Raw genomic sequence first — 22,758 nt, 5'->3', positions numbered from 1 at the left:
GATTTTTACCGGTTCCGAAGTTCCTGAAGAAATTCCTCCAGTGCATTGAGGTCAGAAATTTGCACCTCACGGGCTTTCGCACCGTTGAATCCGCCCACAATTCCGCTGGCTTCCAGTTGATCCATAATTCTGCCGGCACGGTTGTACCCCAGTTTCAGTTGTCTCTGTAACATGGACGTAGAGCCTTGCTGGGTAGAGACCACAATCCTTGCTGCCTCTTCAAATAAGGCATCCTTTTCATTCGGATCAAAAGCTGCGGCACCGCTCTGAGGCTCGTCTGAAGGAGCTTCGGGAAGGATAAATGCGGAAGCGTAGCCTTTTTGAGCACCAATATAGTCGACAATTTTTTCTACCTCGGGGGTATCAACAAACGCGCACTGTATTCTCAGGATTTCATTGCCGTTAAAGTACAGCATATCTCCCTTGCCAATCAGCTGGTCAGCGCCGGTAGCATCCAGAATGGTACGGGAATCAATGCTGGAAATCACACGGAAAGCCGCACGGGCGGGGAAGTTGGCTTTAATCATCCCCGTAATAACGTTTACAGACGGCCGCTGCGTGGCTACAATCAGGTGAATTCCCACAGCTCGGGCCAGTTGTGCCAGTCTGGCAATGGGATGTTCTACTTCCTTGCCGGCAGTCATAATCAGATCTGCAAATTCATCTACCACCAAAACAATGTAGGGCAGATAGCGGTGACCGTTCTCGGGATTCAGTTTGCGCTCAGAAAATTTCTTATTGTATTCCTTAATGGTTCGGCAGAATGCATTTTTCAGCAGTTCATAGCGCGTATCCATCTCCACGCAAAGTGAGTTCAGCGTATTGATGACTTTATGGGTGTCGGTAATGATGGCATCCTCACTGTCGGGTAGTTTGGCCAGGTAATGGCGTTCTATTTTGGAATAAAGGGTCAGTTCCACTTTCTTGGGATCTACCATCACAAACTTCAGTTCGCTGGGATGCTTTTTGTATAAAAGTGAAGTCAGAATGGCGTTTATTCCCACAGATTTACCCTGACCGGTGGCTCCGGCCATCAGCAGGTGGGGCATTTTGGCGAGATCGGCCATATAGATTTCATTGGAAATAGTCTTTCCGAAAACAACCGGCAAATCCATATCGGTGTTCTGGAATTTCTGAGAAGCAATAACACTACGCATGGAAACCATGGTCGGATTCTTACGCGGAACTTCAATGCCTATGGTTCCTTTACCCGGCATGGGTGCTATGATTCTGATGCCCAATGCAGAAAGATTAAGTGCAATGTCATCCTGTAGTTTTTTAATGGCTGCCACGCGGATTCCTGCTTCCGGAACAATTTCGTACAGAGTCACGGTTGGTCCTATGGTGGCTTTGATTTCCGCAATGCCCACATTGAAATTTTTCAGCAGGCCTACAATTTTGTTTTTATTTTCCTCCAGTTCTTCTTTGTTAATTGAAATCTCCTCGGAGCCATAATCTTTTAATAAATCAATCACCGGCATCTGGAAATTGGCCAGATCCAGGGTATGGTCATAAAGTCCGTGTTCTTTCACCAACTCGGCAGACTTACGGTCAGACTCATCCAGTTCATCTACTTCCTGGGCCACTTCTACGGTAAAGTCAAAAGTGTCCTCTTCCTTTTTTGTGGGTTTGGCAGGCTCTTTTGGAGGAGCAGGATCCAGCTGAACGGCTGCCGGCAGTTCTTCTGAAACCTTTTCGGTAAACGAGGTTTTGTTGGGCGTGACGATGGTTTCTGTTTTATTTTCCGCTTCGGAAACTGTTTTTGGCAGATCGGGGAAGGTGGTTTCAGGGATGAGTGTGGCCGCAGAAACCGCTGTTCCAGAGAGTTCGGGCTCTTCTTCAGAAACTAAGTCGTTTTCAAACCCTAATTCATCATCTTCTTCTTCGGGTTTCAGTTTTTTCAGCTGACCCAGCGTTTTATCATTAACCTTTTTTAATCTTGCTTTTACCGCAGAAGGTCTCAGATTAAACTCCAGAATAAAATACATGAGAATGCTGCACACTACCACTGCCCAAAGTCCCAGTTGTCCGATTACTGCCGAAAGAAAATCTGCAATCTGAAATCCGTAAACACCGCTCAGTGTCCCCGCACCCTTTGTGATGGCGCCAAAGAGAATCGGCATCCAGCAAATAAAGAATAAAGAGTGACCAATGGTTTTCCACGGTTTGAAATATTTCTTCTTCAGAATAAGCAGTCCGAAAACAAAAACCAGAAAAGCAACCAGAAAAGCAGCCACGCCTATACTGTCAAAAATAAAAACTTTGCCCAGCCAGTCGCCCACCTTGCCAAACAGATTCGATGATTTGATGGTTTTGTCCAGCATGGTACCTGCCTGACTTTGGTCTGCTTTCCAGTTGGCCAGGTAGGAGATGAATGACGCAGTCATTACAAATGCAATAAGTAAAAACAGCAAGCCGAAAAATATTCTGATTTTAGACAGGGGCTTTCCGGATTCTGTACTAACGGGGGGATTCTTTTTTGCGTTCTTTTCCATAGGTTCAATCCCGGCAAAAGTACTAAAAAATGTTGTGAAATATAAGGACGTACTGCAGTGCTTTGGAAAAAAAGAATGGTTTTGAATTGATTTTTCCGTCTTGCTGCGGAAAAATTTACCGTAAGAAGAATAAATCAACCGGGAATCCTTCTTTTTCGTATTCTTTTTCGGGCAGCAATGTTGCTATTCCATTGATTATAAATCCAATCGGCTGCCCATTAGTGTTCATGTTAATTTAATGTGAACTTGATAAAAATCACCTGTCGGATTCGCTTTTTAAATTAATTGCATGTATTTTTGCAAATCTTCAAAGTAAAAATAGGTTTCGCTCATGTGCAGCTGAACAACAACTTAAATTCTTATGAAAAAACTCCAGAATATTCTGATTTCTACGCGTACCATGGCTGTTTTACTGTTGGTTTACGCCGCTGCTATGGGTTATGCCACCTTCCTTGAAAATGATTATGGAACGCCTACCGCCAAAGCACTGATCTATGAAGCCAAATGGTTTGAACTGGTCATGTTTTTACTGATTCTGAATTTTATAGGAAATATTTCCAGATACAGATTATGGCGTAAGGAAAAACTGCCGGTACTGATTTTTCACCTGGCTTTTATTCTGCTTTTCATAGGGGGCGCCATTACCCGCTACATTAGTTACGAAGGCATCATGCACATCAGAGAAGGGGCTACCTCCAACGAAATTATCACGGATAAAAACTTTCTGAAAATTCAGATTGAAGAAAACGGAGATGTGCTGCGCTACAAGGATATTCCATACATGATGTCTCCGTTAAAGAAAAACCTGAACGCTTCTTATAATTATCATGATAAAAAAATATCTGTAAAAACAATTGATTTCGTTCAGCGCAAAAAAGACAGTCTGGTGGCTGATGAAAACGGAATGGAATATCTGCATTTTGTTTCTACAGGAGACCGTGGCCGTGTCAATTATTATCTGAAACCGGGCGAGAGTAAATCTCTGGGCGGAACGCTGGTAAGTTATAACAGACCCATAGATGGTGCTATTGAATTTAAGTCCGAGAATGGTAATCTCTTCATCAAGAGCCCAGTAGAAGCAGAATACATGGTGATGGCTACTCAGGACAGCGGCAGCGTGAAGGAAAATGTGTACGAGCCGCTGGCATTAAGAAGTTTATATACCATTAACGATATCCGGATTGTAGTACCCGAAGGCCTGAAGAAAGGAAAACTGATGGCCTTTGAAGGAGACCGGAAGAAAGACCAGAATGTACCGGATGCACTGATGATGGAAATCCAGGGGCCGCAAACCAAACAGACCGTGGAACTGGTTGTGGAGCGAGGAAACCCGAACCTCTTTAAGCAGGTTACACTGGATGGTCTCAACATTATGATCGGTTTCGGGCCGAAAGTATATACCACACCTTTTGCACTGAAACTGGATGATTTTGTGATGGAAACTTATCCCGGAAGTTCCTCGCCCAGTGCATACGAAAGTCATGTTCAAATTATAGATGAAGGCAAGCAGACGCCGTATAAAATTTATATGAATAATGTGTTGAATCATAAAGGTTACCGCTTCTTTCAGGCAAGTTTTGATGAAGACCGTCAGGGAACGGTACTGTCTGTAAACCATGATTTCTGGGGTACCCTCATTACCTATATTGGTTATTTCTTTCTCTTTACCGCCATGTTTGTCATCTTCTTCTGGAAGGGAACTCACTTCTGGAAACTGAATCAGCAACTGAAAAGAATGAGCAAAAACAAAACGGCTGTTCTGGTAGCATTACTGTTATCTGTAACGACTTTTAACGCACAAAAAATTGAAACGCACGGCACTTCAGACGGCAGCAGAGACCGTATTTCTGCCTCTGCCACACCACAGGAAACCCATGTGCATGAAGACGGCACGGTGCATGACGGCAATCATGAGCCGGTGGCACCTGCAGGAGCCGAGCCTGCACCGCAGCAGCAGAATTCTGTGGCCAGATCATTCAATACCATGCGCACCATTACGGCCGATGAAGCCATTGCCAGAACAAGGGTTTCTAAAGAGCACGCCGATAAATTTGCCTATCTGCTGGTGCAGAATTACGAAGGACGCATTGTACCGATGAGTACCCAGGCGACTGATGTTCTGAGAAAGCTTTATAAGAAAGATAAATTCAGAGGATCCGGAGATCAGTTTCTGACTGCAGAACAATGGTTCCTTTCCATTAATACAGATACACCCAGCTGGACCATGGTTCCACTCATTAAAATCGGAACCAAAGGCGGTGATGAGCTGAAGAAAAAAACTAAAGCCAATGATGAAGGATACACCAGTTTAATGAATCTGTTTCCTTCTGATGCATCGGGTAACCTGAACTACGTTCTGGAAGAGGATTATAATATAGCCTTCCGCAAAAAACCTGCAGAACAAAGCAATTATGATAAAGAAGTCATTTCGGTAAACGAAAGGGTTCAGATTTTTAATGAGTTCTTCAGCGGGCAGTTTATGAGAATTGTACCGGTGAAAAACGATCCGAATTCCACATGGCATTCCTGGCTGGATCAAAACTTTGAACCGGATATGGAAAGCCAGCAGGTAATGGGACCTTATTTTTCTGAGGTGCTGGCAGCACAGCAAACCGGAAACTGGGATAAAGCAGATGCCGAACTGAAAAAGCTTTCAGATTATCAGCAAAACTGGGGTAAAAATGTGGTTCCGGCCAAAACAAAAGTGGATCTGGAAGTACTGATGACCCGTGTCAATATCAATTTCTGGCTGATGATTCTGTATTCCATGATTGGTGGGCTGCTGGTTCTTCTGGGATTTGTACATCTCTTCAGACCCCACAGGATTGTAGATGCGGTGATTAAAGTGTTATTAATTGTGGGTGGCATTGGCTGGTTCATGCAATTGCTGGGACTGATTGGCCGCTGGTATATTTCCGGTCACGCACCGTGGAGTAATGGTTATGAAGCCATCGTGTTTATTTCCTGGGTAGGAATTACGGCCGGGTTTGTCCTGTACCGGAATTCCAATGCGCTGATTCCTGCAGCCGGATTTATGGTGGCTGTAATCATGATGGGCTTTGCCCATGGTGGTTCTGCACTGGATCCTCAGATCACACCGCTCGTTCCTGTACTGAAATCTTACTGGCTCATTATTCACGTGGCCATTATCACAGCCAGCTACGGATTCTTCGGTCTGTCATTTGTCATCGCTATTATTTGCCTGGTATTTTACATTATTGCCCGTAAAAAAGACTTTAAAAAGCACAATGATCACACCCTGAAGGAACTGACCATCGTTTCAGAAATGTCATTAACCATAGGTCTCTATGCGCTTACGGTGGGAACATTCCTGGGCGGTATCTGGGCCAATGAGAGCTGGGGGCGCTACTGGAGCTGGGATCCGAAGGAAACCTGGGCGTTTATTTCGGTAATGGTGTATGCATTTGTACTGCATATGCGTCTGGTACCCGGACTCAGAAGCCGCTGGGCATTTCACGTAGCTGCCATGCTCGCTATTTCAAGTATTGTCATGACTTATTTTGGGGTGAATTATTACCTGAGCGGACTGCACTCGTATGCCGCCGGTGACCCGATTCCTGTACCGATGTGGGTGTACATAGGCAGCGGCGGAATGTTGCTTTTGTCCATCATCTCTTATTTGAAATTCAGAAGTTTCAAAAAGAAGACTGCATAAAATTACTGATTGTATAAAAAAGGATTCGTTTGTCGGATCCTTTTTTTTGCGGTTTCATCACTTTTCATGTCATGGTTAATGAGGCATGGTGCTGAAGCAGACAAGAAAAAGCCGGAATTCATTACTGTGTTCCGGCCGTATCAAAAGGTTGATTTTTGCTTATCCGAATGCGTTGATTCCGGTAACATCCAGTCCCGTAATCAGCAAATGTACATCATGTGTGCCCTCATACGTAATCACCGATTCCAGATTGGCTGCATGCCGCATCATCGGGAACTCGCCCATAATGCCCATGCCCCCCAAAATCTGACGGCTTTCCCGGGCGATATCAATTGCCATTTTCACGTTGTTCCTTTTGGCCATGGAAATCTGTGCCGGTGTAGCCTCATGCTTGTTTTTAAGTTGGCCGAGCTGCAGGCACAGCAACTGAGCTTTTGTAATCTCAGTCACAAACTCTGCCAGTTTTTTCTGTTGGAGCTGGAAAGATGCAATGGGCTTTCCAAACTGTTTCCGTTCTTTGGAATATTGCAGAGCGGTGCAATAACAATCTATGGCAGCACCGATCACACCCCAGGAAATTCCGTATCGTGCAGAATTGAGGCAGGAGAGAGGACCCTTCAGTCCGGTTACTCCAGGCAACAGGTTTTCTTTAGGCACTTTTACATTGTTAAAAACCAGTTCTCCGGTTTTGGAAGCACGAAGACTCCACTTATTGTGAGTTTCGGGGGTGGTAAAGCCCTCAAATCCGCGTTCTACAATCAGTCCCTGTATTTTTCCTGCTTCATTTTTGGCCCAGACCACCGCGATGTCACAAAGCGGCGCATTGGTAATCCACATTTTAGCACCATTCAGCAGATAGTGATCGCCATTGTCCTTAAAGTATGTTTCCATGGAACCGGGATCAGAACCATGATTAGGTTCTGTAAGTCCGAAGGCTCCGATCATTTCTCCGGTAGCCAGCTGCGGGAGGTATTTTTTCTTTTGTTCCTCTGAACCAAACTCATGAATGGGAAACATGACCAGTGAACTCTGTACCGATGCGGCAGAACGCACAGCAGAATCACCACGCTCCAGCTCCTGCATAATGATGCCATAGGAAATCTGATCCAGACCGGAACCTCCGTATTCTTCCGGAATATAAGGCCCCAGCGCACCTATGGCACCCAGTTCCTTCATTAGATTCGGAATATCCGTATGGTTTTGTGCCGCATCATCTATTTTCGGCATAATGAAACTTTCTACCCAGTCCCGCACAGACTGCCGGATGAGTTTGTGTTCATCTGTAAGCAGCGCATCCATTTGCATATAATCCGGGATGGTGGTAAGAGGATAATAAGACATAATATTTTTTTGTTAAAAATAAGGCTTTTTGGTGTTTCAGGGAAATTTATGCTCGTAAAAGTCAGAATATTTATCAATATGACATAAGTCAAAAAATCCGCTCACAAGGAACGGATTGTATCTGATGAATTTTCTGTTGATTTAAGAATCGTAACGGTCTATCACTTTCTGTGAAACCCCGGTATTGCTGAAGCCGCCATCGTGAAACAGATTCTGCATGGTCACCATTTTGGTAAGGTCACTGAACATGGTGACGCAGTAGTTGGCACAGTCTTCAGCTGAAGCGTTGCCCAGTGGTGACATATCATCTGCATAACCGAAAAATCCACCGAATCCCTTCACGCCGCTTCCTGCGGTCGTCATGGTAGGAGATTGGGAAATGGTATTGACCCGGACTTTTGCTTTGTTGCCCCAGTAGTACCCAAAGGTTCTGGCAATGCTTTCCAGGTAAGATTTATTATCTGCCATATCGTTATAATCCGGAAAGGTTCTCTGTGCGGCAATATAGGTAAGTGCCAGGATGGATCCCCAGTCGTTCATACAGTCTTTTTCCCAGGCTACACGCATTACTTTGTGAAATGAAACAGCAGAAACATCCCAGCCTTTCTCCAGCCATTCATAGTTCATTTCTGTATAATGTTTGCCTTTGCGCACATTAATGGACATCCCGATGGAGTGCAGTATGAAATCAATTTTACCGAATTTGGCAATGGCTTGATCAAAGAGGGTGTTCAGGTCTTCTACAGAAGTGGCGTCTGCACCTATTACTTCGGAGCCGGTTTTTTCTGCCAGTTCATTCAGTTCGCCCATTCTCATAGCTATGGGCGCATTAGATAAAATAAACTCCGCACCTTCTTCATGGCATTTTTCTGCAACTTTCCAGGCAATAGACTGGTTGTTTAAAGCACCGAAAATAATTCCTTTTTTTCCTTTGAGTAATCCGTGTGACATAAATTTTTATTTAAAAAACAAATGTATGAAAATTCTTGTTGGCTGCACAAAAAAAGAGAGCCGAATTGCTTCGGCTCCCATTGTTAAAAGAAATTATAATCAGTTGGTTTTATCATTCCACGCCTGTTTTGTTTTATCTGCAGCATCGCTTGCAGCATCTTTGGTGTCTTCCCAGGCATTTTCTGTCCAGTTTTTGGTTTTCTCCCAAGCGTTTGAAACAGCATCTTTGGTGTCTTCCCACGCATCAGCAACATTCTCCCGCGCGCGCTCCATCCAGCCTTCCTGAGTAGGCTCCATATTGTTTCGCTTTTGTTCACGGATGTAATCCTTTGCCCGTTCAGCATATTCATTTGCTTTCCACTGTGCTTTGTTCACTGCGTTTTCTGCGTTGTTGTAATCTCGGTTGTCCATTGTTGTAATATTTATTGTTAATATGATTTGGTATCAGAAAAGCATCAATTTCTGTTCCCCCATGTTCTTAATATTATGTTAAACTGAAGATTGTATAAATCATTACGCAATTTCTGTAAACGGCTCGCTGATGAAGCAATTTTGATTAAACTTATTTACCTTTAGCTCAAATTTTACAAAATGGAAATAATACGTTGTGGCTGGTGCGGAAAGGATGACCTGTACCGTAATTATCATGACCTGGAGTGGGGTAAACCGGTGTATGATGATGATACTATCTTTGAGTTTCTGGTGCTGGAAAGTTTTCAGGCCGGCCTCAGTTGGTATACGATTTTGAAAAAAAGGGAGAACATCCGGCAGGCTTTTGATGGTTTCCGGTATCAGGATATTGCCCGCTATGACGCCGATAAAGTAGCAGATTTAATGAATAATCCCGGAATCATCCGCAACCGTTTGAAAATTCTGGCCACCATTAACAATGCACAGCGGTTTATGGAGGTACAGAAAGAATTCGGAACTTTCTCTGCGTATATTTGGGGTTTTGTAGACGGAAAACCGCTGGTCAATAACCGTGAAAAATTATCGGATATTCCTGCCACTACAACTATTTCAGATGCGCTGGCTGCAGATCTGAAGAAGCGCGGATTCAAGTTTATGGGTTCTACGGTGGTGTACGCCCATATGCAGGCTACGGGAATGGTGAATGATCACCTGGTCAATTGTATTGCTTATGCAACAAATTAATCAATTGACGAGAACGGAAATTAATCTTCAGCGTTTCGATTTCTTGATTATATTTGAGAAAAAATAAACTATAAGGAAAATTTTACTGAGTTTCAGTCTGCTCTTTGCGCTCACTGCTGTTCTGTTTGTGGTATATACATTTCCTACCGAAAGTCTGTATGCATTCATGAAAGAATCAGATATCTATAAATTTGAATATAAGCTGGAGCCAGAAGGTAAATTATTAAAAGTAGATGCTTCGGAATTACAAAAAGTAAAGTTCCTGGATGAGTTCGAGGATGAACGTTTGGGTCTGGAGCGGTTGAAACTGAAGGCTGTAAACGACAAAGGTGTAGTAGACGATAAAGCTTATAACTCATGGCAACCTTTATTATACGATGGCAAAATTAAAATTTATGGCTCCAATCTCTATTCGTGCTCTGGAAGCATTTGCACATTTTTATTCAGTAAATTTTATCTTAGAAATGAAAAAGATGATTTTACGGTAATGCCTATAGACTTTGACCGTCTTAACTTGTTGAATTTGGGTAAGATGGATGAAAAAAGGGTGGAAGCCTTGCGTCTGGTGGGCAAAGACTGCCCTGAGTTTAGTAAGTATATTGATTTTTTTTATGACAACCTGAAGAACGATAAAGAGTTCAAAAAAAGTTTAGAAGAGACCGGGATTATCTTCGTCAGCGTGCTCTAAAGGAAACCAAAGCCAGAGGGCTTCGTGGCCGGGAAAGAGTGCGGTTTTTTGAAAATTATGCCCTGGATTTTCATTTGGATTTCTATCAGAAAGTCATCGCAGAATACGAAAAAAACTGTGAGCATTGAATAAAAAAATCGCCGTGAGGCGCTTTTCAATTTTAAGGAATAATGCGGTCCAGCACCCAGGCAATCATCTTTTTTTCTGAAGCGTGATGGTCTGCAGCAAATTCTCCGCGGCGCCGGTTCGCAATCACATTGTTCACGGTCAAAGCCTTATGTCCCAGTAATTTTGCCAGTCCATAAATGGCAGAAGTTTCCATCTCAAAATTGCTGACTCCCAGATCATTCAGGGTTTCCAGAAACTGATCATCCAGCGCCTTCAGACGCAGCTGGCGGCCTTGTGGTGCGTAGAAACCCGGAAATGTAGCTGTGTTGCCACGGTATTTCGCATCCTCATAATAATGTGCAATATCCTGTGCCCAATCTGAAAAGTAAAGCATCCCTTTAATATTTTCATATGGGAATCCGGCCATAAATGTTCGGGAAAAGTCATTCTCAAACTGATAATCAGAATAAAAATGAAGCAATCCGTCCAGGCCCACTACATTCTCCGTCACCAGCATCTGATCCACTTCTATATCGGGATTTACGGAGCCACAGGTCCCCAGTCTGAAAAGTTCCAGCGCAGTATGTTCGGATTTGAACGCCTTTTTTTGCAGGTCGATATTAACCAGCGCATCCAGCTCGTTCATCACGATGTCAATGTTTTCTGTCCCGATTCCGGATGACATGACCGTAATGCGTTCGCCACGGAGGGTTCCGGTGTGGGTGTAAAACTCCCGTTTATTCTTTCTGATTTCTATTTTATCAAAAAACTGAGATACTTTCGGCACGCGGTCCGGGTCGCCTACCAGAATGATTTTACCGGCAATATCTTCGGGCAATAAATTCAGGTGATAGACACTTCCGTCCTCATTCAGTACCAGTTCTGAGGCTGCAAGTTTATTAAGCATAATTTTTTATTTTTAATGATTTCAAAAAAAGGAATTGCTGGAAAGGGAAGGATGATTAGCCGCCCACGCGCTTGGTTTTATAACCCAGATCTTTCAGAATCTGCATCACTTTGTCACGGCTGTCGCCTTGTATTACAATGGTTCCGTCTTTTGCAGAGCCGCCGGTTCCCAGCGTTGTTTTAATCTTTTTCGCAAGGTCTTTCAGGTCTTCGTCACTGCCTTCGTAACCTTCTACCAGCGTTACAGGTTTGCCATTTCTTCCTTTCTTTTCAAATTTACACACCAGAGGCTCCTTTTGTTTGAAAGGTTCTTTTTCGTCAGGCATTTCAAAGTCCTGCTCTTCATGATCCGGAAACAGATTTTTCAGTTGATCTCTCAGATCCATAGGCTTTTATTGGGTTTGATTTTAAATTTCGTTGTTTAAAAACTCAAATCTACATAAAATAAGTAAATTTGTAGGTCAAATAAAAGTGAGAAATGTCAAAAAAAGCCATTTTAGCCATCCTGGACGGGTGGGGGTTAGGGATTAACCCGGAAGTATCTGCCATCAGTAAAGCCCATACTCCGTTTATAGATTCGTGTTACCAGAACTATCCCAATACATCTCTGGAAGCCAGCGGAATTGCTGTAGGTTTACCATTCGGACAGATGGGGAATTCAGAAGTGGGGCATATGAATCTGGGCGCCGGCCGGGTGGTGTATCAGAATCTGGTGAAACTCAATATGGCAGTAGAAAACGCCACACTGGGTAAAGAAAACGTGATTACCCAGGCTTTTGAATATGCATTCCGTAATCATAAAAAAATACATTTTGCAGGACTGGTGTCAGACGGAGGCGTGCATGCTCACATCAACCACCTGAAAGGCTTGCTTACCGCAGCGCACGAATATGGGTTTGAACATAATGTTTTTGTGCACGCATTTACAGACGGCCGCGACTGTGATCCACACTCCGGAAAAGGTTTCATAGAAGAATTGCTTCAGCACATGGATCAAACTACCGGTAAACTGGCCTCGGTTATTGGCCGGTATTATGCAATGGACCGCGACCGCCGCTGGGAGCGTGTCAAACTGGCGCATGACGCCATGGTGAAGGGGGTAGGCACCGGATATGAAACACGCCGCGTACTCGATGCCATACAAGATTCATATGAAAACGGGGTTACCGACGAATTTCTGAAACCCATCGTTTGCCTGGGAGAACATGAATTGCCGGTTGCCAGAATTGAAGAGGGAGATGTGGTCATTTGCTTTAATTTCCGCACAGACCGTGGCCGCGAAATTACAGAGGCGCTTTCTCAGCGTGATTTCCCGGAATATGGTATGAAACATCTGGATTTATACTACGTAACCCTTACCAATTATGATAAGGAGTTTAAAAATATTAAAGTTGTTTTTGACGAAGAAGTGTTGCAGGGCACGCTGGGTGAAATTCTGGAAAGACATGGTAAAACGCAGATTCGCGTTGCCGAGACTGAGAAATACCCGCATGTGACCTTCTTTTTCTCCGGAGGGAGAGAGGCTCCTTTTCTGGGAGAGCGAAGGATTTTGTGTCCCAGTCCCAAAGACGTGCCTACCTACGATTTCAAACCGGAAATGTCTGCATTTGATATTACCGAAAAAATTCTGCCGGAAATCATCAGTGAATCTGCAGATTTTATATGTCTCAATTTTGCCAATACAGATATGGTAGGTCATACCGGCGTGTTTGAGGCGGCTGTTAAAGCGGCCGAAACAGTGGATCAGTGCATTGAGAAAGTAGCTTTGGCCGGCTATGAGCATGGCTATACGGTATTTATACTGGCAGATCACGGCAATTCTGATGTGATGATGAATCCCGATGGCAGTCCCAATACCCAGCATTCCACAAATCTGGTTCCGCTGATTGTCATGGATAAAGAGCGGACCTGGAATCTGAAACCGGGAAAACTGGGAGATATAGCCCCGTCGGTGCTGACCGTGATGGGCATTGAACTACCGGAGATCATGACCGGAGAAATTCTGGTCAGTTAATACCTGCACAAATGCAGAGTAAATCGCCGGTAAAAAATATAATTTCCTATATTTGTAGGCTATAAATGTTAAGAAATGTACAATAAATTAGTAAGAATAGAAGTAATGCGGAACTTGGGTAAAGAGGTTGGAGACTTCATTTCCTCTTATCTGACGCCGGTTGAAAAGATCTGGCAGCCGACAGATTTTCTGCCCGATCCTTCCTCAGATAATTTTAAATATGATGTGGAGGAGCTTCAGACTTACGCCCGGGAAATGGGGTATGATTTATTTGTGACATTAATCGGAGACTGTATCACGGAAGAAGCACTTCCCAGCTATGAGTCCTGGATTATGGGCATAGACGGCGTAGATCAGGAAGAAAGAACCGGCTGGAGTCAGTGGGTAAGAAGCTGGACTGCAGAAGAAAACCGTCACGGAGACCTGCTGAATAAATACCTCTATCTCTGCGGCCGCGTGAATATGCGGGAAATTGAGATTACCACCCAATACCTGATTCAGGATGGCTTTGATCTGGGTACATCCATGGATCCTTACAGAAACTTTGTATATACAAGTTTCCAGGAAACAGCAACCAATATCTCGCACCGTCGGGTGGGTACCCTTGCCAAGCAGTCGGGTAACACAAAACTCGCCAAAATGTGCGGCGTTATTGCAGCAGATGAGGCACGGCATGCAAAAGCGTATAAACATTTCGTGACCAGAATTTTTGAACTGGACGCATCTGAAATGATGCTGGCTTTTGAAGATATGATGCGCAAGAAAATTGTAATGCCTGCGCATTTAATGCGGGAATCCGGTCAGAAAGCGGGCGAACTGTGGGGGCATTTCTCAGATGCAGCGCAGCGCGCTATGGTCTATACCGGTCAGGACTATATCAATATTCTGGCAGAGTTGCTGAACGACTGGAAAATTGAACACATTACCGGTCTTAATGAAAAAGCAGAAAAAGCCCAGGAATATCTGATGAAACTTCCCGGCAGACTGCAGAAAATTACTGACAGAATTGCTACTCCGGATCAGGAATACCAGTTCAAATGGGTGAAAAGCTAATGCGATACTGTACAAATACAAGCGCCGGAAATTCTCCGGCGCTTTTTGTATCTTTGCATCTTATAAAATTTATAATATACGATGAGAAGCAATAAAAAACTGGCCATTGATTTTGACGGTACTATTGTAGATGATGCCTATCCGGGAATAGGAAAGCCTAAGACCTTTGCATTTGAAACACTTAAAAAACTACAGTCGGAGGGGTACAGGCTTATTCTCTGGACCTTCCGTCATGGTAAAAGCCTGGACGAAGCAGTGGAATTCTGCAGAAAAAACGGCGTGGAATTTTATGCCGTTAATGCCAGTTTTGAAGGTGAAGTTTTTTCAGAAGCGGAGGCCTCCAGAAAAATTGATGTGGATCTATTTATAGATGACAGAAACCTGGGCGGTTTTCCGGGATGGGGCGAAATTTACAATATCATCAACCAAAGAATAGAGTTCCGGGTAGATGGCGGCGAAGTTCTGGCCTATTCCAAAATGAAAAAAGACAAAAAGAAAGGACTGTTCTGGTAAACACCTGATTTTTGATGATTCTCAAATTTTAGAAGTACTTATGATTATATTAAAATCAATAGATGAACTGCGGGTGATGCGCGAAAGTGCGCTCCTGGTTTCCAAAACACTGGGAATGCTGGCTAAAGAAATAAAGCCGGGAACCACCACCAACCATCTGGATAAACTGGGTGGCGAATTTATACGTGACCATGGAGGCGAACCTGCTTTTCTGGGAATGTACGGATTTCCGAAAAACCTGTGCATTTCTCCAAATGAAGAAGTAGTTCACGGGATTCCGAATGATACTCCACTGAAGGAAGGAGATATTTTATCTGTGGACTGTGGGGTGTACATGAACGGTTTCTACGGAGATCATGCCTATTCTTTTGAAGTGGGCGAGGTAGCTCCGGAAACCAAAAAATTGCTGGACATCACCAAAGAATCTTTGTACAAAGGTCTGGAGCAGTGCGTACGCGGCAAGCGGGTGGGCGATATCTCCAATGCCATTCAGACCCATTGCGAAAAGCACGGCTACGGCGTGGTTCGCGAACTGGTAGGACATGGTGTGGGCAGAAAAATGCACGAAGATCCGCAAGTGCCCAACTACGGAAGAAAGGGCAGTGGCAAAGTGCTGAAAGACGGAATTGTACTGGCTGTAGAACCCATGATTAATCTGGGGACTCATGAAGTGAAATTTCACAGTGACGGCTGGACGGTGACCTCCAAAGACAATTCACCATCTGCGCATTTTGAACATAACGTATGCATCATCGGCGGGAAGCCGGTCTTACTCTCTACCTTTGGATATGTCTATGAGGCACTCGGCATCGCAAGTGACGAGGAAGCGCCTTTTCAGTATGACTGGTAGCGGGAGGCTCCGTGAATACGTGTGTTTTTAATGATTTATAATCAGCCCGATTCTCTTCAAATAACAAACAGATCATTGAAAAAACTTACAAAATTTATCCTGAATAAAATTCCGCGACCCTGGCTCATTCAGTTCAGCGTATGGGCACGGCCGGTGATCTATCAGTTTTTTAAAGGAAACCGGTTTACCGATCCCATAGACGGAAAATCTTACCGCAAATTTTTGCCTTACGGATATGGCAAACCCCGTGAAAATGCTTTGTCGCCGGGGACACTGAGTCTTGAGCGCCACAGGCAAATGTGGCTGTATCTGCAGAATGAAACCGATTTTTTCAGTAAAAATTATAAGGTGCTGCATATTGCACCCGAGCAGGAGTTTCTCCGCAGGTTCAGGAAAATGAAAAATCTGGATTACCTCTCGGCAGATCTGTTTTCGCCGATTGTGGATGTAAAAGCAGACCTGCTGGATTTACCCTTTGCAGATGAAACCTTTGATGTCGTGTTCTGCAATCATGTGCTGGAGCATATAGAGGATGACCGCAAGGCTATGAGTGAACTCTTCAGAGTACTGAAAAAAGGCGGCTGGGGTATCGTGCAGGTGCCTATGAAAAATAGTCTGCAGGAGACCTATGAAGATTTCACCATCCGTGATCCGAAGGAAAGACAAAAACATTTCGGGCAGTATGACCATGTGCGCTGGTACGGAATGGATTATTTCTCACGGCTGGAAAGCGTGGGGTTCCGGACAGTGCCAGATTATTATTCCAGAAAATTTTCAGCAGAAGAAATTAAACGCTACGGCTTAATGGAGAACGAAATTCTTCCGTTGATATTCAAGGATTAGTCTGCTCATTTATCGTTAACTTTGCAGAAATAAGAACCCTTCATAACTTTTAATTTTATCATTTTGAGCAATCATAAAGCAGGTTTTGTAAACATTGTAGGCAAGCCAAACGCCGGAAAATCCACCCTTCTGAATCAGTTGATGGGCGAAAAGCTGGCCATTGTGACCCAAAAGGCACAGACTACCCGCCATCGTATTTTCGGGATTTATAATGAAGATGATTTACAGATTGTATTTTCGGACACGCCCGGTGTGCTGGATCCCAAATACGGTTTGCAGGAGAAAATGATGGATTTTGTGAAAGACTCACTGCAGGATGCAGATGTTTTTCTCTTTATCGTAGATATTCTGGACAAGACCGAACCCTTTGAATTTCTGGTAGATAAGCTGAATAAAATTCCGGTTCCGGTGCTCATTCTCATCAATAAAATAGATGAATCTAACCAGGAAGAACTGGAGAAAACCATGGAAGCGTGGCACGAAAGGATTCCCAAAGCTGAAATTTTACCTATTTCGGCGCTGAAGGGTTTTAATACCCATGTTATTTTGCCTAAACTGAAGTCGCTCCTGCCGGAAAATCCGCCGTATTACGACAAAGATCAGTTTACAGACAAGCCCGAACGTTTTTTTGTGAACGAAGCCATACGTGAGAAAATTCTGCTCAATTACGAAAAAGAAATTCCGTATTCCGTAGAGGTCGTCACCGAATTGTTTAAGGAAAAAGAAGGAATTATTTTTATAGATTCCATTATTTATGTGGAAAGGGATACTCAGAAAGGCATTATTATAGGGCATAAAGGTGATGCGATAAAAAAAGTGGGTACCCAGGCCAGGCTGGATCTGGAAAAATTTTTCGGCAAAAAAATTCATCTGAATCTGTTTGTGAAAGTGAAAAAAGACTGGCGGAAAAATGACCGGGATCTGAAAAATTTCGGGTACCGGTAGAGTATTCGTTTTATCTTCGGCGATATTTGAAGGTTTTTCTTTAAATTTGAATGAAATTTGAATGGTATGAATTATTTTTCCTCAACCAGAGTGAATCCTCTGTTTGCTGATATTGTTTTGTTGATCGTCCGTATTTTTATTGGATTTGCAATGATTACCCATGGTTTTCCCAAACTCATGCTGCTGGCTTCCGGTGAGGAAGTAGAATTTTACCGCTTCCTGGGACTTAGTGAGCGTTTTTCGATGATTCTGGCGGTTTTTGCAGAATTTGTCTGTTCCATCTTTATTATTTTAGGTCTTTTTACCAGACCTGCGGTATTTTTCCTCATCATGTGCATGCTGGTCATCAGTCTTTTTGTTCACAGTGGTGATGCTTTTGGCGAGCGGGAATCCAGTCTGCTCTATCTTTCCGTGTATCTGATATTATCTGCATTTGGTCCTGGTAAATATTCGGTAGATCGCATGATTGCACACAGAAGGGAATCTTCGTGGTGATTTTATAAGCTATTTCAATAATAATTACATTTATAAGCTATTTAATTTATAACCTCAGTTATGAGGTTATTTTCTTATATTTGCATTCATGAAAGCGGTCATCACCGGAGACATCATCAACTCCCAGTCTATACAGCCTGAAATATGGCTCAAGGCCTTGCACGAGGTATTCGGCGGGGCAGATGAAAAACGCTGGGAAATTTACCGCGGAGATGAGTTTCAGTATCTGCTTGATGATCCTGCTGAAGCGTTCAGTAAATCCATTGAAATCAAATCGAAAATCAAGAACATTCCCGGGCTGGATGTTCGTTTGTCCATCGGTATAGGCGGACATGATTTTCTGGCACCGAAGGTGACCCAGTCCAACGGGTCTGCATTTGTGAATTCCGGCCGTAATTTTGAAAGAATTAAGGCTGAAAAACTGAATTTAAGCATTTGCTCAGACCATCCGGAATTTGATGAAATGATGAACCTCACCTTCAAGTGGATGAGTGTAGGTATGGACAACTGGTCTGTGGTTTCCGCTGAAATCGTCAACATTTTTATCCGGGATTCGGATCAGAATCAGGAACAGGTGGCACAGCAGCTTAATATCTCTCAGTCTTCCGTAAGCCAGCGTCTGAAACGGGCTAATTATGACCTCATCGCTGAAACGGATTTGTTTTTCCGCAAAAAAATAGCTCAACTTTAGAATATGATCATTACCCAACTCATTCTGGCTCACCTCATCGGAGATTTTATCTTGCAGCCGAACAAATGGGTTGCCCACAAAGAAACGCACAAAACCCGGAGTGCCTATTTGTATCTCCATACCGGGGTCCACTTTCTGCTGGCTCTGTTGTTGCTCTGGAATCTTAAACTATGGTGGGTGGCGGTTTTGGCAGCAGTGTCACACCTGGCGGTAGATGCGCTGAAACTTCATTTTCAGAAACCCGAAACCAAAAGAATCTGGTTCTTTGCAGATCAGGCCCTTCATCTGATTATTCTGATGTGGATTGCCGGGCTGGCCGGCGCGCTTGATTTCTCATTTCTACAGCATCCGCAGACCATAAAATATATTACTGCTGCAGTTTTTCTCACCATACCTTCGTCCATCATCATTAAAACACTCCTCAGTACCTGGTCGCCGGTTACGGTGGAGCACAGTAAACTGCAAACCGACAGCCTTTCGAATGCGGGACAATACATCGGTTATCTGGAGCGATTATTGGTGTTTACGTTTATTGTGGTGAACCACTGGGAAGGAGTGGGGTTTATGATTGCGGCAAAGTCAGTCTTCAGATTCAGTGATCTGGCTGAAGCGAAACAGCGGAAACTTACAGAATATGTGCTGATAGGAACTTTACTGAGTTTCGGTATAGCGGTGCTTGCCGGGATTCTGGTGATGATATCTTGATGCTTCTCTGAGGAACATCATAGAAAACGATTTTTTTTGAAAGAAATAAGAGGAGGGCAGCTTCTCAGATTAATAAAGAATAAAAATAGAAAGTAAAAATGGAAAAAGGAGCAATGCTTTATGAAGGAAAAGCAAAACAGGTTTTTGAAACAAGTAATCCGGATGAAGTAGTGGTACGTTTTAAGGACGATGCAACCGCCTTTAACGCACAAAAAAGAGGAAACGTGGACCTGAAAGGTGAAATGAACAATGCTATCACCACGTTGATTTTTGAATATCTGAATGACAAGGGGATTCCTACCCATTTCATTCAAAAACTGGACGAGAGAGAGCAGCTGGTGAAAAAAGTATCCATTATTCCTCTGGAAATGGTGGTGCGCAACTATTCGGCCGGTAGCATGGCTCAGCGTCTGGGAGTAGAAGAGGGCATCAAATCGCCCGTAACCATTTTTGATATTTGTTATAAAAAAGACGAACTGGGAGATCCGCTTATTAATGATCACCATGCCGTGTTTTTGGGTGCAGCTACCTATGAGGAACTGGACCGGATGTATGAACTTACCTCAGAAATCAATGATATTTTGATTGATCTGTTTGATCAGATGAATATCATCCTGGTGGATTTTAAGATTGAACTGGGCAAAACTTCGGACGGAACCATTATTCTGGCCGATGAAATTTCTCCGGATACCTGCCGCCTGTGGGACAAAGACACCATGAAAAAGCTGGACAAGGACCGTTTCAGAAGAGATCTGGGAGAAGTCACCGAAGCCTATGTGGAAATCTATGAAAGACTGAAAAAAGTATTAAATAAATAATATATCATCTCATAATAAAATGACTGATTTAGAACAATATAAACAGGATTATTTAAAGCAATTTAATGATCGGGTTTATGGAAGAAATCTGCTGAAGTCCGACGATCCTTTTGATGCACCATCAGAAGAATGTGGAATCTTTGGCATGTATTCGGATACCGATCTGGATACTTTTTCGCTCTCACAGTTCGGACTGTTTGCATTGCAGCACCGCGGGCAGGAAGCCTGTGGTATTTCGGTAATGAAGCAGGGAAAAATTGTGAACATCAAAGACGAAGGTCTGGTGCTGGATGTGTATAAAGAAATCCAGGAACCGGAAGCCTTTATGGGTAATGCTGCTATAGGACATACCCGCTACACGACGGCTGGTGATAAAAAGAAGTATAACTTTCAACCGTTTTTTGCCAAGAATGAATATGACCAGATTGTACTTTCCATTGCACACAACGGAAATTTGACCAATGCGGCAGAACTAAAGAAAGAATTGGAAGACGAAGGGGTGGTATTCCGCGCGACCTCTGATTCTGAGGTGATTCTGAGGCTGATTCAGAAAAATCTGGATTTGGGACTTCGGGCTGCCATCAAGGTGACTATGGAGAAAATACATGGGGCATACTCGGTTGTGGGTATGACCCGCAACAAATTTTTTGCATTCCGGGATTTTCATGGAATCCGCCCGCTGGTGCTGGGGGTGGCAGATGAGAATACCTATGTGGTGGCTTCAGAATCTGTGGCACTGGATGCAGTGGGTGCACAATATATGCGGGATATTTTGCCCGGTGAGATTGTGTACACCAACGAAAACGAGAAAGGTTTGCACAGTTTTCTAGTGAAAGAAGACTGCCAGAACAAAATCTGTTCCTTTGAGTATATTTACTTTGCCCGTCCGGATTCTACGCTGGAGAATATCAACGTTCATGAAATCCGGGAGAAATCCGGAGAGAAAATCTGGCATCAGGCTCCTGTGGAGGCAGATATGGTTATCGGGGTTCCGGATTCTGGTGTGCCGGCTGCCATTGGATTTGCTAAAGCGTCGGGAATTCCGTTCCGTCCGGTACTCATTAAAAACCGGTATATCGGCAGGAGTTTCATTGTGCCGACTCAGGAAATGAGAGAGCGTATTGTCAATCTGAAGCTGAATCCCATTATCTCCGAAATCAGGGATAAGAAGATTGTGATTATTGATGATTCTATTGTACGGGGAACAACGTCTAAGCGGCTGGTGAAGATTCTGAAAGATGCCGGGGTGAAGGAAATTCATTTCAGAAGTGTTTCTCCGCCTATTATAGCGCCTTGTTTTCTGGGAATAGACACGCCGTCAAAGGATGATTTGATTTCTGCCAATATGAGCAAGGAAGAACTCAGAGATTATCTGGGGGTGGATTCCCTGGAATTTTTGAGTGTGGAAAGTCTCATTGAAATTCTGGGCAGTCCCAACCATTGTTTTGGCTGCTTTACCGAGAAATACCCGGTTGCCAAAGGAAATGAAACCCAACTATTCAGTTAGAAACAATAAGAATAAAAGCAAAAGCAGTTCGTGATGAGCTGCTTTTTTTTATTGTTGATGCCAAATAAAAAAGACCGGAAAATCCGGCCTTTCTCTATGATGACATAGGTGTTTTTGATATCAAAATTTATACGCTAAACCTACTTGAAGGTTGTTGTTTTTAAGCATATTGTCTGTTGGGTTGTCTTCCACGATGTCTGTGAAACCGGCAATGTATCTCGCGTTTACCCCAAAGTTCGGTGTAATCCAGTATCCGGCACCAATACCTACCCCAACATCAAATTTATTCATTCCATCGGTATCGTTGTCTGTGGTGTTATCATTGTATTTTAATTTGCTGGACAGCAGGTAGCTGAACTGTGGTCCGGCTTCCAGATAAAAAGCAGGAGTAGCATTGTACTGGAACATAACCGGCAGTGACAGGTAATCCAGGTTCCAGGTTAGAGCATCCTCGTTTCCTAATTCATCTTCGCCGGTGAGTTTAGTACCCAGAGCATTGTACAAAAGTTCAGGTTGAATAGAGAATGATTCAGCAATAGGAAGGTTTGCAAAAACACCCACGTTGAAGCCTACTTTTGACTTAGAGTTTACGTTGGCATCACCCGGTGCGGCAAATGCATCTTCTGTATTCGAAATAGTAGACAGGTTCATGCCTCCTTTGATACCAAATTGTTGTGCAAATGCCAATGAACTCATGGCGATAGCTGCACCTACAAATAACTTTTTCATAACTTTAATTTTAAATTTTACTTTCTTAATTTTTGTTAATTTATTAACGATTCAGCAAAAGTCGTTGTTTTCAATAAGTAAGGAATTATATAATTTTTTTTATTGCTTATACAATTACCATAAACGTGTATTGCCAAAGGGTTTATATAAATTTTCTTTGTTACGGGAGTGTATTTTGCAAACGCTGTGCCAAGAATTATTCCAACCAATGTTTAAATTATGCAAAAAATATAATTTGTATGTAAATATTTGTTAATCAAATTAATAGAAAAAGA

Annotated in this window: 21 protein-coding genes; 14 read left to right on the top strand and 7 right to left on the bottom strand. The window is 43.3% G+C overall.

The features are described from left to right. Positions 1 to 5: 5 nt before the first annotated feature. Entirely contained in the window at positions 6 to 2,495 is a 2,490-nt protein-coding gene (locus LKO26_RS02545; protein WP_227586267.1) for an FtsK/SpoIIIE family DNA translocase, read from the bottom strand. A gap of 361 nt (positions 2,496 to 2,856) precedes the next feature. On the opposite strand from LKO26_RS02545, the gene ccsA reads away from it, so the two are divergent. Further along, complete coding sequence (gene ccsA, locus LKO26_RS02540) at positions 2,857 to 6,171, top strand: cytochrome c biogenesis protein (protein ID WP_227586266.1); 3,315 nt, start codon at positions 2,857 to 2,859, stop codon at positions 6,169 to 6,171. Positions 6,172 to 6,330: 159 nt separating this feature from the next. On the opposite strand, the gene LKO26_RS02535 is transcribed toward ccsA, so the two are convergent. The 3 genes from LKO26_RS02535 to LKO26_RS02525 form a co-directional block, all read right to left on the bottom strand. After that, positions 6,331 to 7,512, bottom strand: coding sequence for an acyl-CoA dehydrogenase family protein (locus tag LKO26_RS02535; RefSeq protein WP_227586265.1), 1,182 nt, complete (start codon positions 7,510 to 7,512; stop codon positions 6,331 to 6,333). A 141-nt stretch (positions 7,513 to 7,653) separates the two neighbouring features. Beyond that, complete coding sequence (locus LKO26_RS02530; protein ID WP_227586264.1) at positions 7,654 to 8,463, bottom strand: enoyl-ACP reductase; 810 nt, start codon at positions 8,461 to 8,463, stop codon at positions 7,654 to 7,656. Positions 8,464 to 8,562: 99 nt separating this feature from the next. Further along, positions 8,563 to 8,874, bottom strand: coding sequence for a hypothetical protein (locus tag LKO26_RS02525; protein WP_227586263.1), 312 nt, complete (start codon positions 8,872 to 8,874; stop codon positions 8,563 to 8,565). A 180-nt stretch (positions 8,875 to 9,054) separates the two neighbouring features. On the opposite strand from LKO26_RS02525, the gene LKO26_RS02520 reads away from it, so the two are divergent. Together LKO26_RS02520 and LKO26_RS02515 are read left to right on the top strand one after the other, a co-directional pair. Continuing rightward, complete coding sequence (locus tag LKO26_RS02520) at positions 9,055 to 9,618, top strand: DNA-3-methyladenine glycosylase I (RefSeq protein WP_227586262.1); 564 nt, start codon at positions 9,055 to 9,057, stop codon at positions 9,616 to 9,618. Positions 9,619 to 9,784: 166 nt separating this feature from the next. Continuing rightward, on the top strand, positions 9,785 to 10,306 hold the full coding sequence (locus LKO26_RS02515) for a hypothetical protein (RefSeq protein WP_227586261.1): 522 nt from the start codon (positions 9,785 to 9,787) through the stop codon (positions 10,304 to 10,306). Between the two features lie 160 nt (positions 10,307 to 10,466). Here LKO26_RS02515 and LKO26_RS02510 read toward each other — a convergent pair whose 3' ends face one another. Beyond that, positions 10,467 to 11,321 carry a nucleoside phosphorylase gene (locus tag LKO26_RS02510; protein WP_227586260.1) on the bottom strand — a complete coding sequence of 285 codons (855 nt, stop codon included), beginning with the start codon at positions 11,319 to 11,321 and terminating at the stop codon, positions 10,467 to 10,469. Positions 11,322 to 11,376: 55 nt separating this feature from the next. After that, positions 11,377 to 11,706 (bottom strand): translation initiation factor, encoded by a 330-nt coding sequence (locus tag LKO26_RS02505; protein WP_227586259.1) that lies wholly within the window; start codon positions 11,704 to 11,706, stop codon positions 11,377 to 11,379. A gap of 92 nt (positions 11,707 to 11,798) precedes the next feature. Here LKO26_RS02505 and gpmI point away from each other — a divergent pair, with 92 nt between their 5' ends. From gpmI to purF, 11 genes are all read left to right on the top strand, one after another. Then, positions 11,799 to 13,334 (top strand): 2,3-bisphosphoglycerate-independent phosphoglycerate mutase, encoded by a 1,536-nt coding sequence (gene gpmI / locus LKO26_RS02500; RefSeq protein WP_227586258.1) that lies wholly within the window; start codon positions 11,799 to 11,801, stop codon positions 13,332 to 13,334. 75 nt (positions 13,335 to 13,409) lie between these two features. After that, the gene (locus LKO26_RS02495) at positions 13,410 to 14,387 is read left to right on the top strand and encodes an acyl-ACP desaturase (protein ID WP_227586257.1); all 978 of its coding nucleotides are present in this window, start codon (positions 13,410 to 13,412) and stop codon (positions 14,385 to 14,387) included. Between the two features lie 81 nt (positions 14,388 to 14,468). After that, positions 14,469 to 14,900, top strand: a complete 432-nt coding sequence (locus LKO26_RS02490) for a BT0820 family HAD-type phosphatase (protein ID WP_227586256.1) — start codon at positions 14,469 to 14,471, stop codon at positions 14,898 to 14,900. 40 nt (positions 14,901 to 14,940) lie between these two features. Continuing rightward, positions 14,941 to 15,750: a type I methionyl aminopeptidase gene (map, locus tag LKO26_RS02485; protein ID WP_227586255.1), complete on the top strand. Its 810-nt coding sequence runs from the start codon at positions 14,941 to 14,943 to the stop codon at positions 15,748 to 15,750. Positions 15,751 to 15,825: 75 nt separating this feature from the next. Further along, positions 15,826 to 16,593 carry a class I SAM-dependent methyltransferase gene (locus LKO26_RS02480; RefSeq protein WP_227586254.1) on the top strand — a complete coding sequence of 256 codons (768 nt, stop codon included), beginning with the start codon at positions 15,826 to 15,828 and terminating at the stop codon, positions 16,591 to 16,593. A 63-nt stretch (positions 16,594 to 16,656) separates the two neighbouring features. Beyond that, on the top strand, positions 16,657 to 17,538 hold the full coding sequence (gene era, locus LKO26_RS02475) for a GTPase Era (protein WP_227586253.1): 882 nt from the start codon (positions 16,657 to 16,659) through the stop codon (positions 17,536 to 17,538). Positions 17,539 to 17,604: 66 nt separating this feature from the next. Then, the gene (locus tag LKO26_RS02470; RefSeq protein ID WP_227586252.1) at positions 17,605 to 18,033 is read left to right on the top strand and encodes a DoxX family protein; all 429 of its coding nucleotides are present in this window, start codon (positions 17,605 to 17,607) and stop codon (positions 18,031 to 18,033) included. An 88-nt stretch (positions 18,034 to 18,121) separates the two neighbouring features. Beyond that, positions 18,122 to 18,724: a SatD family protein gene (locus tag LKO26_RS02465; RefSeq protein ID WP_227586251.1), complete on the top strand. Its 603-nt coding sequence runs from the start codon at positions 18,122 to 18,124 to the stop codon at positions 18,722 to 18,724. A 3-nt stretch (positions 18,725 to 18,727) separates the two neighbouring features. Continuing rightward, positions 18,728 to 19,429, top strand: a complete 702-nt coding sequence (locus LKO26_RS02460; protein WP_227586250.1) for a DUF3307 domain-containing protein — start codon at positions 18,728 to 18,730, stop codon at positions 19,427 to 19,429. 98 nt (positions 19,430 to 19,527) lie between these two features. Beyond that, entirely contained in the window at positions 19,528 to 20,247 is a 720-nt protein-coding gene (gene purC / locus LKO26_RS02455) for a phosphoribosylaminoimidazolesuccinocarboxamide synthase (RefSeq protein ID WP_227586249.1), read from the top strand. Between the two features lie 19 nt (positions 20,248 to 20,266). Beyond that, positions 20,267 to 21,754 (top strand): amidophosphoribosyltransferase, encoded by a 1,488-nt coding sequence (gene purF / locus LKO26_RS02450; RefSeq protein WP_227586248.1) that lies wholly within the window; start codon positions 20,267 to 20,269, stop codon positions 21,752 to 21,754. Between the two features lie 120 nt (positions 21,755 to 21,874). Here the strand turns inward: purF and LKO26_RS02445 are convergent, their stop codons facing one another. Further along, positions 21,875 to 22,483 (bottom strand): porin family protein, encoded by a 609-nt coding sequence (locus LKO26_RS02445; protein ID WP_227586247.1) that lies wholly within the window; start codon positions 22,481 to 22,483, stop codon positions 21,875 to 21,877. Positions 22,484 to 22,758 lie beyond the last annotated feature (275 nt).

The sequence above is a fragment of the Chryseobacterium sp. MFBS3-17 genome, assembly GCF_020687745.1.
Taxonomy (GTDB): Bacteria; Bacteroidota; Bacteroidia; order Flavobacteriales; family Weeksellaceae; genus Marnyiella.
Note: the sequence above shows the minus strand (reverse complement) of the source record. Positions and strands in the feature narration are given on the sequence as shown.

Coding starts and splice junctions, on each gene's coding strand:
- LKO26_RS02490 (WP_227586256.1), top strand. CDS start 14,469: ATGAGAAGCAATAAAAAACTGGCCATTGATTTTGACGGTACTATTGTA.
- LKO26_RS02510 (WP_227586260.1), bottom strand. CDS start 11,321: ATGCTTAATAAACTTGCAGCCTCAGAACTGGTACTGAATGAGGACGGA.
- LKO26_RS02525 (WP_227586263.1), bottom strand. CDS start 8,874: ATGGACAACCGAGATTACAACAACGCAGAAAACGCAGTGAACAAAGCA.
- purC (WP_227586249.1), top strand. CDS start 19,528: ATGGAAAAAGGAGCAATGCTTTATGAAGGAAAAGCAAAACAGGTTTTT.
- LKO26_RS02545 (WP_227586267.1), bottom strand. CDS start 2,495: ATGGAAAAGAACGCAAAAAAGAATCCCCCCGTTAGTACAGAATCCGGA.
- gpmI (WP_227586258.1), top strand. CDS start 11,799: ATGTCAAAAAAAGCCATTTTAGCCATCCTGGACGGGTGGGGGTTAGGG.
- LKO26_RS02520 (WP_227586262.1), top strand. CDS start 9,055: ATGGAAATAATACGTTGTGGCTGGTGCGGAAAGGATGACCTGTACCGT.
- LKO26_RS02465 (WP_227586251.1), top strand. CDS start 18,122: ATGAAAGCGGTCATCACCGGAGACATCATCAACTCCCAGTCTATACAG.
- ccsA (WP_227586266.1), top strand. CDS start 2,857: ATGAAAAAACTCCAGAATATTCTGATTTCTACGCGTACCATGGCTGTT.
- LKO26_RS02505 (WP_227586259.1), bottom strand. CDS start 11,706: ATGGATCTGAGAGATCAACTGAAAAATCTGTTTCCGGATCATGAAGAG.
- map (WP_227586255.1), top strand. CDS start 14,941: ATGATTATATTAAAATCAATAGATGAACTGCGGGTGATGCGCGAAAGT.
- LKO26_RS02535 (WP_227586265.1), bottom strand. CDS start 7,512: ATGTCTTATTATCCTCTTACCACCATCCCGGATTATATGCAAATGGAT.
- LKO26_RS02495 (WP_227586257.1), top strand. CDS start 13,410: ATGTACAATAAATTAGTAAGAATAGAAGTAATGCGGAACTTGGGTAAA.
- LKO26_RS02460 (WP_227586250.1), top strand. CDS start 18,728: ATGATCATTACCCAACTCATTCTGGCTCACCTCATCGGAGATTTTATC.
- purF (WP_227586248.1), top strand. CDS start 20,267: ATGACTGATTTAGAACAATATAAACAGGATTATTTAAAGCAATTTAAT.
- LKO26_RS02445 (WP_227586247.1), bottom strand. CDS start 22,483: ATGAAAAAGTTATTTGTAGGTGCAGCTATCGCCATGAGTTCATTGGCA.
- LKO26_RS02515 (WP_227586261.1), top strand. CDS start 9,785: ATGAAAGAATCAGATATCTATAAATTTGAATATAAGCTGGAGCCAGAA.
- LKO26_RS02470 (WP_227586252.1), top strand. CDS start 17,605: ATGAATTATTTTTCCTCAACCAGAGTGAATCCTCTGTTTGCTGATATT.
- LKO26_RS02530 (WP_227586264.1), bottom strand. CDS start 8,463: ATGTCACACGGATTACTCAAAGGAAAAAAAGGAATTATTTTCGGTGCT.